This is a genomic window from Bradyrhizobium sp. Arg816 (genome assembly GCF_029989365.1).
Lineage (GTDB): Bacteria > Pseudomonadota > Alphaproteobacteria > Rhizobiales > Xanthobacteraceae > Bradyrhizobium.
In genome coordinates this window covers 20,785-34,348 of the sequence record NZ_JAPRAQ010000016.1, presented here as the reverse complement: position 1 = coordinate 34,348, position 13,564 = coordinate 20,785, and the positions used below count along the sequence as shown (strand labels likewise).

Below are 13,564 nucleotides of genomic sequence, written 5' to 3'. Positions count from 1 at the left end.
TCGATGCTGTCGAATGGCCGGAGAGAAAGCCGGCGTCAGGAATGCCCCATGTTACGTTGTCATGCCCGCCGTGGCGTGAGCGTCGTCGCGGTCCAGGCCGCGCTGCTTGCGTCGTCGAGCGGAGTCTTTGCTCAAAGCACGAACACGGAACTGCCGGCGGTGACCGTTGAGGCGCCGCAGACTGGCCGTGCCAAACCAGTCACCCGGCCTTCGCGGCCGCGATCCGCTTCGGCCGGCCGCGCCGCGAGGCCCGTTACGCCGAGTGCGGGCGTCAGCGCATCGACCCCAAACCGGGCCGTGACGGCCAGCGCGGCGCGAGACGGTCTCAATCAGGCACCAACCGGCCAGACCGAGACGACCATCTATCGCAGCCAGTTCGACAACCGGCCGGCGGTTACCGTGGCCGACGTGCTGCGCGAGAGCCCCGGCATATCGGTGAAGCAGGGCAACGGACCCCGCGATATCGGCATCTCGATCCGCGGCTCCAACGCCCGCAACGGCTTCGGCATCCGCAATCTCGTGATCTTCGACGACGGTTTTCCGGTGACGCAGCCGGACGGCCTATCGCGCAGTGACCTGATCGATCCGCGCGCCTATGCCGCCATCGACGTGATCCGCGGCCCCTCGTCGGCGCTCTACGGCAATTATGCGACCGGCGGCGCGCTCAATTTCCGGACACGGCCGGGCGGCACGATCGACGGCGTCGAATATGGCGTCGACGGCGGCAGCTACGGCTATCTCAACAATTACTTCGCGGCCGGCAAGAAGGTCGGGAACTTCGAGGGCTCGCTGTTCGCAAGCGACACGCGAGGCGACGGCTATATCGGCAACAGCTGGTTCAATACGCAGACCGTCAACTTCCTCGGCACGCTCAAGGCGACGCCCGACGACCGCTTCACGGTCAAGATCATCAACAACGACCTCAGCGCGCGGTTGCCGATCCGGCAGTCGCTGAACCAGTACTATCAAAACCCTTTCCAGCAGGGCTGTGCGACCGGCGTCTCGGCCGCTGCCGGATGCGGCACGGTCACACTGTTCAACAACGGCTTCAATGCAACCGCTGGAACCGACAAGGAGACGGCCGTGCAGGCCGGGCTTGGCCGCAACGACCGCCGCACCATCGTCGGCGGCCGCTGGGAGCACGATTTCGACAACACCACGACCTGGCGCAACCAGTTCGTGTTCGACGACAGGAACATCAATCAGCCGACCGGCACGACCAGCGCGATCGGAGATTTTCCCTCGTACAATTTCATGAGCGACGTCACCAAGCGGGGCGAGATTATCGGCCTGGAATCGACCACGTTCTTCGGTGCCTTCTACAACACCCTGACGGCCTCGAGCGACACGCGGAACGTCATGCCGGGGGGCAATGCCACACTCGGCAGTCTGTCGAGCAATCTTTATAGCCAGACGACCAATTACGGCGTTCGCGCGCGGGAAGAGCTCAAGCTGACGACATCCTTGACGGCTGTCGCAGGCATCGGCTGGGAAACTACCGTTCTCAAGGGGATCAACACTGCGTATGCGTACGCTGGCCCCACAGGCATTACCACGACGACGCTGACGACCGCGGACAGGCAATTCCAGAACACTGCGCCTGAACTAGCGTTGCTCTATGCGGTGAACAACGAGTGGCTGCTCAGGGGGCGGGTTGCTACGGGGTACGGCACTCCGCAGGTTTCGAACCTGTTTGTCCTGCCGAGTGGGCAGTCGGGCAACAATACCCAGCTCCAGGCTCAGAAAAATCTGGGCTACGACCTCGGTTTCGACTGGATACCGAACAACACGCTCAAAGTCAGCGCGACGGGCTTTTACGAGTTCTTTCGCGACGAACTTGTATCGCAGGCAACGCCTGTCAATTCACCTAACACGAGCTACACGTTCAATGCGCCGCGCTCGGAGCATCGCGGCATCGAGCTTGCGGCCGACTGGAAGTTCTCTCCGGGCTGGCGGTTCATGGCGGCGTACACCTACCTCGACGAGGTCTATACCGAGTATGTCGAGAACATCACCAATGGTGCGGTCTTCAGCTTCAACCGGGCCGGCAACAAGATCCCCGGCATCTCGCCCAACGAGCTGACAGCCCGGGTCGGCTACGACGAATTTGCCGGGCCACTGGCAGGTCTCGGTGGCTTCGTGGAAGTCCAGTGGAAGGACTCCTTCTACATGGACAATGCAAATCTGCTGAAGGCGCCGGGTTATGAGCTGGTCAATTTGAACGTCCACTACAAGACCGAACTGGTGTCCGACACCTTCAGATCCCTGAACCTGTTCCTTGAAGTCAGGAATGTTTTCGACCGTACCTACGTCGCGTCGGCAAACAACATCGCCAATACGGTGACGGCGGCCGGCCTTCAAAATCCTGCGAGCGTGCTCGCAAACACGACGGGATCGATCTACGCGGGCTCGCCGCGCCTGTTCGTTGCGGGTATGAAGGTGGCATTCAGATGATCCGGGCTCTCGAAGGGAATAGGGCCATGGTCCGAAATGGCTTGCTCGGGATAGCTGCTCTCGCCTTATTGCAAGGTGCGGCGCTCGCGCAGATGCATGGTCAGCACACGTCCGAAGCGGCGTGCGAAGAGCCGACACTGCGCTGCGCGACCAAAGTGACGCCCGCATTCGGACCGGACGGAACGCTGTGGCTGGTCTGGATGGCGGGCGGGCAGGTTTCCGTTGCGAGTTCGCAGGATGAGGGGCGCAGTTTCTCGGCTCCCGTCCAGGTCACGACGAAGCGGCTGAACCTCGACTGGGGGCCGGATGCGCGGCCGAAGATCGTGGTCGATCGCAAGGGCGGCATCGCGCTCGCATTCTCGATCTTCAGGGATGAGGCTTTCAACGGCCAGGTGCTCTACACACGCTCAGCCGACGGCGGGAAGAGCTTTGCGGAGCTGAAGCCCATCACCGCCAACAATGAGAGCCAACGTTTTGAAGCGCTGGCGCTCGATCAGGATGGAACGGTCTTCGCGGCGTGGCTGGACAAGCGCAATCGCGTTCCCGCGAAGGAGGCGGGACGGAAGTACGAGGGAGCAGGGCTGTTCTTTGCCTCGTCGCGCGACGGCGGCGCCACCTATACTGAGGCGAAGCTTGCGCGTGACAACACTTGCGAATGCTGCCGGTTGGGGCTGACATTCGCGGCGCCCGGGCGGCCGGCGGTGATCTTCAGAAATATCTTCGAGGGCGGCGTGCGCGATCACGCGGTCATGACCTTCGCCGACGTCTCGACGCCGGGTGAAATCCATCGGGTCAGCAATGACGATTGGCAGATCAACGCCTGCCCGCATCACGGACCGAGCCTCACCGTTGCGCCGAATGGGACCTATCACGTCGCCTGGTACACGAACGGCAAGGCGCGCAAGGGATTGTTCTACGCCCACTCGCGCGACGAAGGCCGCACCTTCTCTGCGCCCATGGCGCTGGGGCAGCCGAGCCGCAATCCGACGCGTCCTTACGTGCTCGCAGGTGCGGCGGGAACGGTGATGGTCTGGAAGGAGTTCGACGGCGAGAAGACCTCGGTCCAGATGATGATTTCCCGCGACGACGGCGAGAGCTGGTCGCCGCCGAAGACGATATCGAGCACGACCGACACCTCCGATCATCCCTTGCTCGTTTCCAATGGCCGACAGGTCTATTTGTCATGGATGACGAAAGCGGATGGCTATCGGCTCACAGCAATCGAGGACCAGCCATGAAACGTGGATTTGCAGCCATTCTGGGTCTGGGTATCCTGATCGCGTCAGCGGCCACGCTCGGAGCAGCGCCGGCCCTGAAACCGTTCGAGCGCGGCACCTGGCAAGGCGTCCTTAGGGGGCATGCGGGCCGCCCGACGCTCGTGCATTTCTGGGGCGTGACCTGCGGGCCCTGCAAGGTCGAGCTGCCGCTGCTCGGGCAGTTTGCGAAGGACCATCCCGGGATCGACGTGGTCACGATCAGCGCCGATCTCGTGCCGAACCTGCCCGCGGCAACGCAGTCGATGCTTGACAAGGCGGGGCTGTCGTCGACCGAGAACTTCATCTTCAACGATGGTTTTGTCGAGCGTTTGAGGTTCGAGATCGATCCCGCCTGGCAGGGCGACATTCCCCGTACCATGCTCATCTCCCGGGACGGGACAATCACGACGATCGAAGGCTCGGCCGAGATGGCCGATCTCGAAAAATGGTCGGGCCAACAGCTCGCCACACACTGACATTCAATCTGCAAACGGGAATACCGATATGAAGACCATGTTGAAAGATCTGCTGCTCGCAGCATTCGCTCTCGCGCTCTGCACAGCGCCAGCGGCGGCCGAGGACGTCAAGGCCGGCGATCTCGTCATCTCGCAGGCCTGGAGCCGCGCGACGCCGGGCGGCGCCAAGGTCGCCGGCGGCTATCTCACCATCGAGAACAAGGGGACAACGGCGGACAGGCTGGTCAGCGTTTCCGCCGACATCGCGGGAAAGACCGAGGTCCATGAGATGGCGATGGACAACGGTGTGATGAAGATGCGTCCGCTCGACAAGGGGCTTGTGATCGATGCCGGCAAGACGGTGAAGCTCGCGCCCGGCGGCAATCATCTGATGCTCCAGGAGCTGAAGGGTCCGTTCAAGCAGGGTGACAAGGTACCGGTGACGCTGGAGTTCGAGAAGGCCGGCAAGGTCGCCGTCTCCCTCGACGTCCAGGGCGTCGGTGCGCAGGCGCCCGGCGATGGCGGGCACATGATGAAGAAAATGCCGGATCATTCGGGAATGAAAATGTGATGAAGCTGATCAAGTCTCCGATGATCTCGCGTCGATCCCTCACAGGCCTTGCGCTCGCGATGGCTGCGTTGCTGTCGGTTGCCGCGACACCGCTTGCGGCGGCGACGGACGACGACAGCTTCTTCACGCATCTGCACACCGAGAAGGCCATGGCCAATGTCACGGTCTCGCCGGGCCGCGCCGGCCCGGTCGAGATCGCCATCCAGCTCGAAACCACGGACGAGACGCCGCTCACGGCCAAAGCCGTGTCGGTGACGCTCGTGGACACGCAGTCCGGCCGGAAGCTCGCGCCGGTCGAGGCCTTGCGCGACGGCGAGGACAGCTGGCACGTGAAGGTCGCGCAATTGACGCCCGGACGCTGGATGCTGGGTCTCGGAATTTCGATCTCCGAGGCCGATCATGTCAGCGTGGAATCGCCGATCCTGATCAAGTGACGATGTAGAAGGACCCAAACATGTCGAAGAAATCCTGCCTGTTCCTGATCGCCGTGCTGGCGGCGTCGCCGGCATCGGCGCATATCACGCTCGAGACCAAGCAGGCGACGGTTGGTTCCTACTACAAGGCCGTCTTCGCCGTGCCGCACGGCTGCGCGGGTTCGCCCACGGTGAAGATCAGGGTGCAGATTCCGGAAGGTGTGATCGCGGTGAAGCCGATGCCGAAGGCGGGCTGGAGCGTTGATGTCGTCGAAGGCAAGTACGCCAATGAATACGACTATCACGGCAACAAGCTTTCCACCGGCGTCAGGGAGGTGGCCTGGTCCGGCGGCAAGCTGCCGGATCACAATTACGACGAGTTCGTCATCAGCAGCTTCCTGACCAACAGCCTGAAGCCCGACACGACGCTGTATTTTCCTGTCGTTCAGGAGTGCGAGACTGGCGTCAGCCGCTGGATCGAGATCCCGGCGGACGGGGCGGGGCATTCGCATGAGGGCAAATCGCCGGCGCCGGGCGTGAAGCTGCTGCCAAAGCCCTGATGCGCCTGCTCGCCGCGCTCGCGACGCTCCTCTGCATTGTCGGCTTCACAACCGGCGCGTCGGCACATGCGGCGCTCGTCGCGGTCGAGCCGGCGAGCGGGAGCATGCTTGCGAGCGCGCCGAAGGCGGTGGAACTGCGCTTCAACGAGGCGGTGACGCCGGGCGCAATCCAACTGATCGACGGCGCGGGTAGGGCGCGGGACGATGCGCGCGTCAGCGCGTCGGGCGAAACGATCTCGGTCGCGATGCCGCCCGACCTGCCGCAGGGCACTGCGGTCGTCAGCTATCGCGTGATCTCGCAGGATGGCCATCCCGTCGCGGGATCGGTGATCTTCTCGATCGGCATGCCGACGGGGACGCAACCTCCCGCCAATGCGGATCGCGGGTTGAACGTGCTGATCTGGCTGGCGCGGGTCGGTCTCTATGTCGGGCTGTTCGTCGGTGTCGGTGGCGTGTTCTTTGCGCGCTGGGTTGCGTGGTCGACGACGGGCATGACCGTTCCGCGCGTAGCGCTCGCCATCGGCATTCCGAGCGCCGCAGCGTCCGTTGGTGCGTTGGGCCTCGATCTTCTCGGGCTGCTGCCAGCGGCTCTCGCGACGGCCGCCCCCTGGAAGGTCGCGTTCGCGACCAGCGCCGGCCCCGCGCTGCTGGTTGCGATTGCTGCGATGCTGCTCGCGTTGATGGCGCTGCGCAGCGCATGGTATGCGCGCGCTCTTGCGATCATCGCGCTCGTCGGCGTCGGCCTGTCGCTTGCCATGACCGGGCACGCCGCAACGGCCCCGCCGGAGGCGTTGACCCGGCCGGCGATCTTTCTCCACGGTCTCGGCGTCACCATCTGGATCGGTGCTCTCGCCCCGCTGGTCGCGCTGGTGTCGAAGCCGACGACCGCGACGCTTCCCGTCGTGAACCGCTTTTCCCGCATCGCTGCGCTGGCGGTCGGCGTGCTGGCCTTGACCGGCCTCGCACTCGCGATCGTTCAGCTCGAAAAGCCGGTGGCGCTGGTCGAGACCCGCTACGGACTCATCCTCTCGATCAAGCTTGCATTGGTCACAGGATTGCTGGCGCTCGCCGCGCTCAATCGGTTCAGGCTGACACCGGCCCTGGCCCAGGACGAGAAAGGGACGCCCGCGCTCAAGCGCTCGATCCTGCTGGAAGGCGCGATCGCACTCGCCATCCTTGCCGTCGTCGCCGGCTGGCGCTTCACGCCGCCGCCGCGGACGATCATTCCCGAGACGCCGCTGGCGATCCACATCCACAGCGACAGGGCGATGTTCCAGGTGCTGGTCTCGCCGGGCAAGGCCGGGCTCGACGATTTTGTGCTCCAGCTGATGACCGGCGAGGCCACGCCGCTGATCGCGAAGGAGGTGACGCTGACCCTGAGCCTGCCGGAGCGTGGCATCGAGCCGATGGACCGGGGCGCCTCGCTCGAGCCGGACGGCTATTGGCACGTGCGCAAGGTCGAGCTTCCCTTCGCCGGTCGCTGGCATGTGCGGATCGACGCTCTGGTGACCGATTTCGAGAAGGTCACGCTGGAGGACGAGCTCGATCTGGGGCTACCTTAAAGCGTGCCGGTGCGGTTCATGCTGAACCTGAAGGCAACGGAAAAATGACAGGAATTCCGCCGCCTTAGCGGCTTTTCCTCATTCCCGGTCTTGTGTTTTCGCTCCCAATCCGCTTTCACTGCAGGCGATCACTGATTCCCAGAGTATTGCCATGCGGTTGTCGCGATTCTTTCTGCCCATCCTGAAGGAAAATCCGAAAGAGGCGGAGATCGTCTCGCATCGGCTGATGCTGCGCGCCGGCATGATCCGGCAGGAGGCGGCCGGCATCTATGCCTGGCTGCCGCTCGGCTTCCGCGTGCTTAAGAAGATCGAGCAGATCGTGCGCGAGGAGCAGGACCGTTCCGGCGCGCTGGAACTCCTGATGCCGACGCTCCAGCTCGCGGACCTCTGGCGCGAGAGCGGCCGCTATGACGCCTACGGCCCGGAAATGCTGCGCATCGCCGACCGCCACAAACGCGAGCTGCTGTACGGGCCGACCAACGAGGAAATGATCACCGAGATCTTCCGCGCCTACGTCAAGTCGTACAAGAACCTGCCGCTGAATCTCTATCATATCCAATGGAAATTCCGCGACGAGCAGCGTCCGCGTTTCGGCGTGATGCGCGGCCGCGAGTTCCTGATGAAGGACGCCTATTCCTTCGACCTCAACGAGGCCGCCGCGCGCGTCGCCTACAACAAGATGTTCGTGGCCTATTTGCGCACCTTCGCGCGGATGGGGCTGAAGGCGATCCCGATGCGCGCCGAGACCGGCCCGATCGGCGGCGATCTCAGCCACGAGTTCATCGTGCTCGCCGAGACCGGCGAATCTGGCGTGTTCATCAATCGCGACGTGCTGAACCTGCCGGTGCCGGGCGAGGACGTCGACTATGACGGCGACCTGACGCCGATCATCAAGCAATGGACCTCGGTCTATGCGGCGACGGAAGACGTCCACGACGCCGCGCGCTTCGAGCAGGAAGTGCCTGCGGACAAGCGGGTGAACACCCGCGGCATCGAGGTCGGGCAGATCTTCTATTTCGGCACGAAATATTCCGACGCGATGAAGGCGCTGGTTGCGGGCCCCGACGGCGTCGACGTGCCGATCCATGGCGGCTCCTACGGGGTCGGCGTCTCGCGCCTGTTAGGTGCCATCATCGAGGCCTGCCATGACGATGCCGGCATCAAATGGCCGGAGGCGGTGGCCCCGTTCCGCGTGTCGATTCTCAATCTCAAGCAGGGCGATGCCGCGGTCGATGCGGCCTGCGAGAAGCTCTATGCCGAGCTCACCGCCAAGGGCGTCGACGTGCTTTACGACGACACCGACCAGCGGGCCGGCGCCAAATTCGCCGCCGCCGACCTGATCGGCATCCCCTGGCAGATCACGATCGGGCCGAAGGGCCTCGCCGAGGGCAAGGTCGAGATCAAGAAGCGCAGTGACGGCTCCCGCGAGACGATGTCGCCTGCGGACGCGGTCGCGCGGCTGGTCGGCTGAATATTGTTCATCGCGCGATATCGCGGCCGCCAATCCGGCCACAATTGACCCCGAATCATGGGATTATCGAGCGATGGATGAGACCATGACCGAGACCAAGCAAACCGCGCCTTTTGCGCCATTCGAGTGGATGCTGTCGGCGCGCTATCTGCGGGCGCGCCGCAAGGAGGGATTCATCTCGGTCATCGCCGGGTTCTCCTTCCTCGGCATCATGCTGGGCGTGGCGACGCTGATCATCGTGATGGCGGTGATGAACGGCTTTCGCAAGGAGCTGCTCGACAAGATTTTGGGCCTCAACGGCCACATCCTGGTGCAGCCGCTGGAATCGCCCCTGACCGACTGGAAGGACGTCGCCGACCGCCTCAGCCAGGTCCAGGGCATCCGGCTCGCAGCGCCCGTGGTCGACGGCCAGGCGCTGGCGTCCTCGCCGTGGAACGCCTCGGGCGTCCTGGTGCGTGGCATCCGCTCCGACGACCTCAACAACCTCACCTCGATCGCCAAGAACATCAAGCAGGGCTCGCTCGAGGGTTTTGACGACGGGCAGGGGGTCGCGATCGGCCGCCGCCTCGCCGACCAGCTGTCCTTGCATGCCGGCGACAGCGTGACGCTGGTGGCGCCGAAGGGCGCGGTCACCCCGATGGGCACGACACCGCGCATAAAACCTTACAAGATCGTGGCGGTGTTCGAGATCGGCATGTCCGAATACGATCTCGGCTTCGTGTTCATGCCACTGGCCGAAGCTCAGGCCTATTTCAACCGCAGCAACGACGTCACCTCGATCGAGGTGTTCACCACCAACCCCGACAAGATCGACGCCTTCCGCAAGGCGGTGACGGAGGCCGCGGGCCGGCCGGTGTTCCTGGTCGACTGGCGGCAGCGCAACTCGACCTTCTTCAACGCGCTCCAGGTCGAGCGCAACGTGATGTTCCTGATCCTGACCATGATCGTGCTGGTGGCCGCGCTCAACATCGTCTCCGGCCTGATCATGCTGGTGAAGGACAAGGGCAGCGACATCGCGATCCTGCGCACGATGGGCGCCTCGCAAGGCTCGATCATGCGCGTCTTCCTGATCACGGGCGCCTCGATCGGCGTGGTCGGTACCCTGGTCGGCTTTTTCGTCGGCCTCGTGATCTGTCTCAACATCGAGTCCATCAGGCAATTCCTGTCCTGGCTGACCAGCACCGAGCTGTTCTCGCCGGAGCTCTACTTCCTGTCGAAGCTGCCCGCCGAGATCGACGTCGGCGAGACCACGGCGGTCGTCATCATGGCGCTGACGCTGTCGTTCCTTGCGACGCTGTACCCGTCGTGGCGCGCCGCGCGCCTCGATCCCGTCGAAGCGCTGCGGTACGAGTGAGGGGCTGATGGAGAGCCAGCAGGGGGCGGAAGATGTACCGGTCATTTATCTCCACGAGATAAAGCGGCAGTACTTGCAGGGCGAGGTGCCGCTGACGATCCTCGACAACGCCAAGCTCGCGCTGTGGGCCGGGCAATCGGTGGCGTTGGTCGCGCCGTCGGGCTCGGGCAAATCGACGTTGCTGCACATCGCAGGGCTGCTCGAGGCGCCCGATTCCGGCGAGGTCTATGTCAATGGTGCGCCGACCTCGCAGCTGCCCGATATCGAGCGTACCCAGCTTCGCCGCACCGATATCGGCTTCGTCTACCAGTCGCACCGGCTGCTGCCGGAGTTCTCGGCGCTCGAGAACGTGATGATGCCGCAGATGATCCGCGGCCTGAAGAAGTCGGAGAGCGTCAAGCGCGCCAAGGAGATCCTCGGCTATCTCGGCCTCGGCGACCGCATCACCCATCGGCCCGCGGAACTGTCGGGCGGCGAGCAGCAGCGCGTCGCCATCGCGCGCGCGGTGGCCAACGCGCCGCGGGTGCTCTTCGCGGACGAGCCGACCGGCAACCTCGATCCGCACACGGCCGATCACGTCTTCCAGGCCCTGATGCAGCTGGTCAAGGCGACCAAGGTCTCCATGCTGATCGCGACCCACAACATGGAGCTGGCCGGCCGCATGGACCGGCGCGTGTCGCTGTCGAACGGCCAGGTCGTCGAGCTCGAATAATAAAAAGTGCGAAAACAACCCCATGCACAGTAGCCGGCCTTGGCCGGCTACGATCGGGGTGACGCCTTCCAGCCATTTGACATGTCGGGCCTATCGGCTGCGACGGCGCATCGCCGCAGCGGAGGGGCCGTTACGGCCTGATCACCGTCAATTTGAACGGTCCGCCATTGGCGGCCGCATGTGCCACGGCGTCGTTGGCATGGTCGAGGTCGAAGGCCGTGGTCTCGTACTCCTCCAGCCGCAACAGTCCGGCGCGCACCAGCGCGATCAGGCGGCTCGCTGCATCCGGCGGATACATCCAGACGCCGTGGATGCTGATGCAGTTGCGCATGATCCAGGGGTAGGGCAGCTCGAGGCCGGCGCCGCCCGCCATGCCGACACCGCCCATCAGCACGACGCGGCCGTAAGCGCGCACCGTCATGATCGCCGCGCGTACGACGGTCGTGCTGACCGAGGGCGGCATGATGTCGAACACGCAGTCGATCGGCCCCGGTGCGGCGCGCTTCATGCTTTCGCAGTCGTCGCTCTCGTTGCCGGTGAGTTTCACCGGCTTCACCCGATCGCCGAAGCGGCGGACGAGGTCGGCCAAAATCCTGTCGTTGCGACCGGGCGCGACCACGCAGGCCGCGCCCATCGCGAGCGCGACGGAGACGGCCGCGCTGCCGAAATTGCCGGTGGCGCCGCTCACCAGCACGGTCTCGCCGGGCTGAAGGTTGGCGGCGAGGAAGCCGCCATAGGGCACCAGCGCCGTCCCCATCGCGCACCATTGCGAGGCTTCCGCGGACGTGAGCGCGCCAAGCCGTTTCACGTTCTCGGTCGGCACGCGCATCCGCTCGGCATAGGAGCCGTGGCGAAAATGCCGTTGCAGGCGCATACCGCCGGGGCCGGCGGCCGTGAGCCCTTGCAGGGCGATATCGGGCGCCACGATGTCATCGCGCGAACGCACCGTCGGGTCGCAGAACACCCAGTCGCCAACGGCGAGCTTGGTCGCGTCCGGGCCGATCGCGCGCACCCGGCCGATGCCGCCGGGACCCGGGATGATCGGCAGGTCGAGCGCGTAGTTTCGCATCCCGCTGAAAACCTCGTTCATGTAGGACAGGACGCGCGTGGCGACGACGTCGACGATGACCTCGCCGGTGCCGAGCACCGGCTCCGGCACATTCTCGATCACCAGCGGCGATCCGAAGGATTTGAGTACGGCAGCTTTCATGATGTTCACCTCAAAGTCGGGTGAACGGGCATATGCGCCGTCTTGGAAAGGTCAGGAAGGCCTGGTATTATCCTAGTATTCTTCAGGCCCTCCATCGAGGACGCTCGTCATGGCCGACCCGCGCCGCATCGAATTCGGCGACTTCCTGCGGTCCCGCCGCGAAAAGCTGACGCCGAAGACGGTCGGTCTTCCCGCGGGCAGCCGCCGGCGCACCGCGGGCCTGCGCCGCGAGGAGGTCGCCCAGCTCGCCGGCATCGGTGTCGACTGGTACATCCGGCTCGAGCAGGGCCGCACCGTCAGCCCCTCGGTCACGACCGTCGACGCACTCGCCCGTGCGCTGCGCCTGAGCAAGACCGAGCATGCGCATCTCAAGGCGCTGGCGCGCGACGGCGACAAGCGGGCGTTCGTGCGCGAGATCGTGCCGCTGCCGATCCTGCGGCTGATCGAGAGCCTGCCGCATCCGGCCTATATCACCGGGCGGCGCTGGGACGTGCTGGCCTGGAACGACGCCGCCGAGCAGGTTTTTGCGTTCGGCCGGTTGCCAGAGGAGGATCGCAACACGATGCTCCTGATGATGACCAACAAGCAGACGCGCAAGGCTTACGGCGCGGGCTGGGCGGAGGTCGCCAAGCGCATGGTCGCGATGTTTCGCGCCACCCACGACGTCTGGGCCGGCGATCCCGCCTTTGCGGAGTTGCTGACACGGCTGCGGCAGGGCAGCCCGGAATTCGTCAAATGGTGGGAAGCCCACGAGATCCGCAGCACCGCCTCGGGCCTCAAGACGATGTCTCATCCGACTCTGGGCGTGCTCCATTTCGAGCACACGAGTTTTCAGGCCAATGACGATCCCGCGCTGAAGCTCGTGATCTACACGCCAGTCTAGGGCGTAGAACGTTGCAATCAGATCGGGAAGGCCACCGGCATATGTCCCGTGGCCTCCGCGCTTATTGTGGTTTGCGGGGCGGCGCCCCGACTAGAGATCGATGCTGACGGCGATGTTACGGCCCTGTAGTTCGGCAATCTTCATTCCTTCAGCCTGCACCTGCGCAAACTCCGGGTCCTTTGAAACGGCCTCCTGCACCTTGCCGTAAACTTCCCAACTGGAGTAGCGCGTCGTAACCAGCAACTCTCCTGCCCAGGGACCGGTGTGGAAACGGGAGAGCCGAAGAAATTCGGCACCGTGTTTTTCAAAGATCTTCTTCGCCTGCCTGATGATCTGGACCGTTTCCTCGACCTTGTCGGTCTTGAAGCGAGTAAATTGAACGATCGGCATGGGCTACCTCCATAGCTGTGTAAACTGTCCAAGAGGCATGTATCGAGCGACGTTTGAGGAGCGAACCTCCGGTTCAATCTCGATGAAGGTTCGTCTTCAGTGGCGTGATCCAGGTTCAGGCTTCGCAAGCGGAAGAACCGTCGCTTGCCAAGCAACAACCTGAGCGGAGGTAAACTTAGTCTGCAACCCTGACCAAAACGAAGACGCGAAGATTTGCTACTCTTCGGAATCCGGGCGTTTGGCCCCTGCGGGGAGGCAACGGTGACGAACTCG

Annotated in this window: 13 protein-coding genes; 11 read left to right on the top strand and 2 right to left on the bottom strand. The window is 64.1% G+C overall.

The annotated features are described in order from the left end of the window. Window positions 1-48 precede the first annotated feature (48 nt). The 10 genes from OWC48_RS30990 (at window position 49) to OWC48_RS30945 (ending at window position 10,808) form a co-directional block, all read left to right on the top strand. Window positions 49-2,454 (top strand): TonB-dependent receptor family protein, encoded by a 2,406-nt coding sequence (locus OWC48_RS30990; protein WP_282523396.1) that lies wholly within the window; start codon window positions 49-51, stop codon window positions 2,452-2,454. A 26-nt stretch (window positions 2,455-2,480) separates the two neighbouring features. Next, the gene (locus tag OWC48_RS30985; RefSeq protein ID WP_282523395.1) at window positions 2,481-3,692 is read left to right on the top strand and encodes a sialidase family protein; all 1,212 of its coding nucleotides are present in this window, start codon (window positions 2,481-2,483) and stop codon (window positions 3,690-3,692) included. Then, the gene (locus tag OWC48_RS30980; protein WP_282523394.1) at window positions 3,689-4,186 is read left to right on the top strand and encodes a TlpA disulfide reductase family protein; all 498 of its coding nucleotides are present in this window, start codon (window positions 3,689-3,691) and stop codon (window positions 4,184-4,186) included. Before OWC48_RS30985 ends, OWC48_RS30980 begins: the two co-directional genes overlap by 4 nt. Before the next feature lie 28 nt (window positions 4,187-4,214). Continuing rightward, window positions 4,215-4,736, top strand: coding sequence for a copper chaperone PCu(A)C (locus tag OWC48_RS30975; protein WP_282523393.1), 522 nt, complete (start codon window positions 4,215-4,217; stop codon window positions 4,734-4,736). Beyond that, complete coding sequence (locus OWC48_RS30970; RefSeq protein ID WP_282523392.1) at window positions 4,736-5,170, top strand: hypothetical protein; 435 nt, start codon at window positions 4,736-4,738, stop codon at window positions 5,168-5,170. Before OWC48_RS30975 ends, OWC48_RS30970 begins: the two co-directional genes overlap by 1 nt. A 20-nt stretch (window positions 5,171-5,190) precedes the next feature. Beyond that, window positions 5,191-5,709: a YcnI family protein gene (locus tag OWC48_RS30965; protein ID WP_282523391.1), complete on the top strand. Its 519-nt coding sequence runs from the start codon at window positions 5,191-5,193 to the stop codon at window positions 5,707-5,709. After that, the gene (locus tag OWC48_RS30960) at window positions 5,709-7,271 is read left to right on the top strand and encodes a CopD family protein (protein WP_282523390.1); all 1,563 of its coding nucleotides are present in this window, start codon (window positions 5,709-5,711) and stop codon (window positions 7,269-7,271) included. Before OWC48_RS30965 ends, OWC48_RS30960 begins: the two co-directional genes overlap by 1 nt. A gap of 151 nt (window positions 7,272-7,422) precedes the next feature. Further along, on the top strand, window positions 7,423-8,742 hold the full coding sequence (proS, locus tag OWC48_RS30955; protein WP_282523389.1) for a proline--tRNA ligase: 1,320 nt from the start codon (window positions 7,423-7,425) through the stop codon (window positions 8,740-8,742). A gap of 73 nt (window positions 8,743-8,815) precedes the next feature. Beyond that, complete coding sequence (locus tag OWC48_RS30950) at window positions 8,816-10,096, top strand: lipoprotein-releasing ABC transporter permease subunit (RefSeq protein WP_014494909.1); 1,281 nt, start codon at window positions 8,816-8,818, stop codon at window positions 10,094-10,096. A 7-nt stretch (window positions 10,097-10,103) separates the two neighbouring features. Then, on the top strand, window positions 10,104-10,808 hold the full coding sequence (locus tag OWC48_RS30945; protein WP_028153958.1) for an ABC transporter ATP-binding protein: 705 nt from the start codon (window positions 10,104-10,106) through the stop codon (window positions 10,806-10,808). A 130-nt stretch (window positions 10,809-10,938) separates the two neighbouring features. Here OWC48_RS30945 and OWC48_RS30940 read toward each other — a convergent pair whose 3' ends face one another. Continuing rightward, a complete protein-coding gene (locus OWC48_RS30940; protein WP_282523388.1) occupies window positions 10,939-12,018 on the bottom strand; it encodes a zinc-binding alcohol dehydrogenase family protein in 1,080 nt (359 codons plus the stop codon). A 109-nt stretch (window positions 12,019-12,127) separates the two neighbouring features. On the opposite strand from OWC48_RS30940, the gene OWC48_RS30935 reads away from it, so the two are divergent. Next, window positions 12,128-12,901 carry a helix-turn-helix transcriptional regulator gene (locus tag OWC48_RS30935; protein WP_282523387.1) on the top strand — a complete coding sequence of 258 codons (774 nt, stop codon included), beginning with the start codon at window positions 12,128-12,130 and terminating at the stop codon, window positions 12,899-12,901. A gap of 90 nt (window positions 12,902-12,991) precedes the next feature. On the opposite strand, the gene OWC48_RS30930 is transcribed toward OWC48_RS30935, so the two are convergent. Then, complete coding sequence (locus OWC48_RS30930; protein ID WP_282523386.1) at window positions 12,992-13,291, bottom strand: hypothetical protein; 300 nt, start codon at window positions 13,289-13,291, stop codon at window positions 12,992-12,994. Window positions 13,292-13,564: the final 273 nt, after the last annotated feature.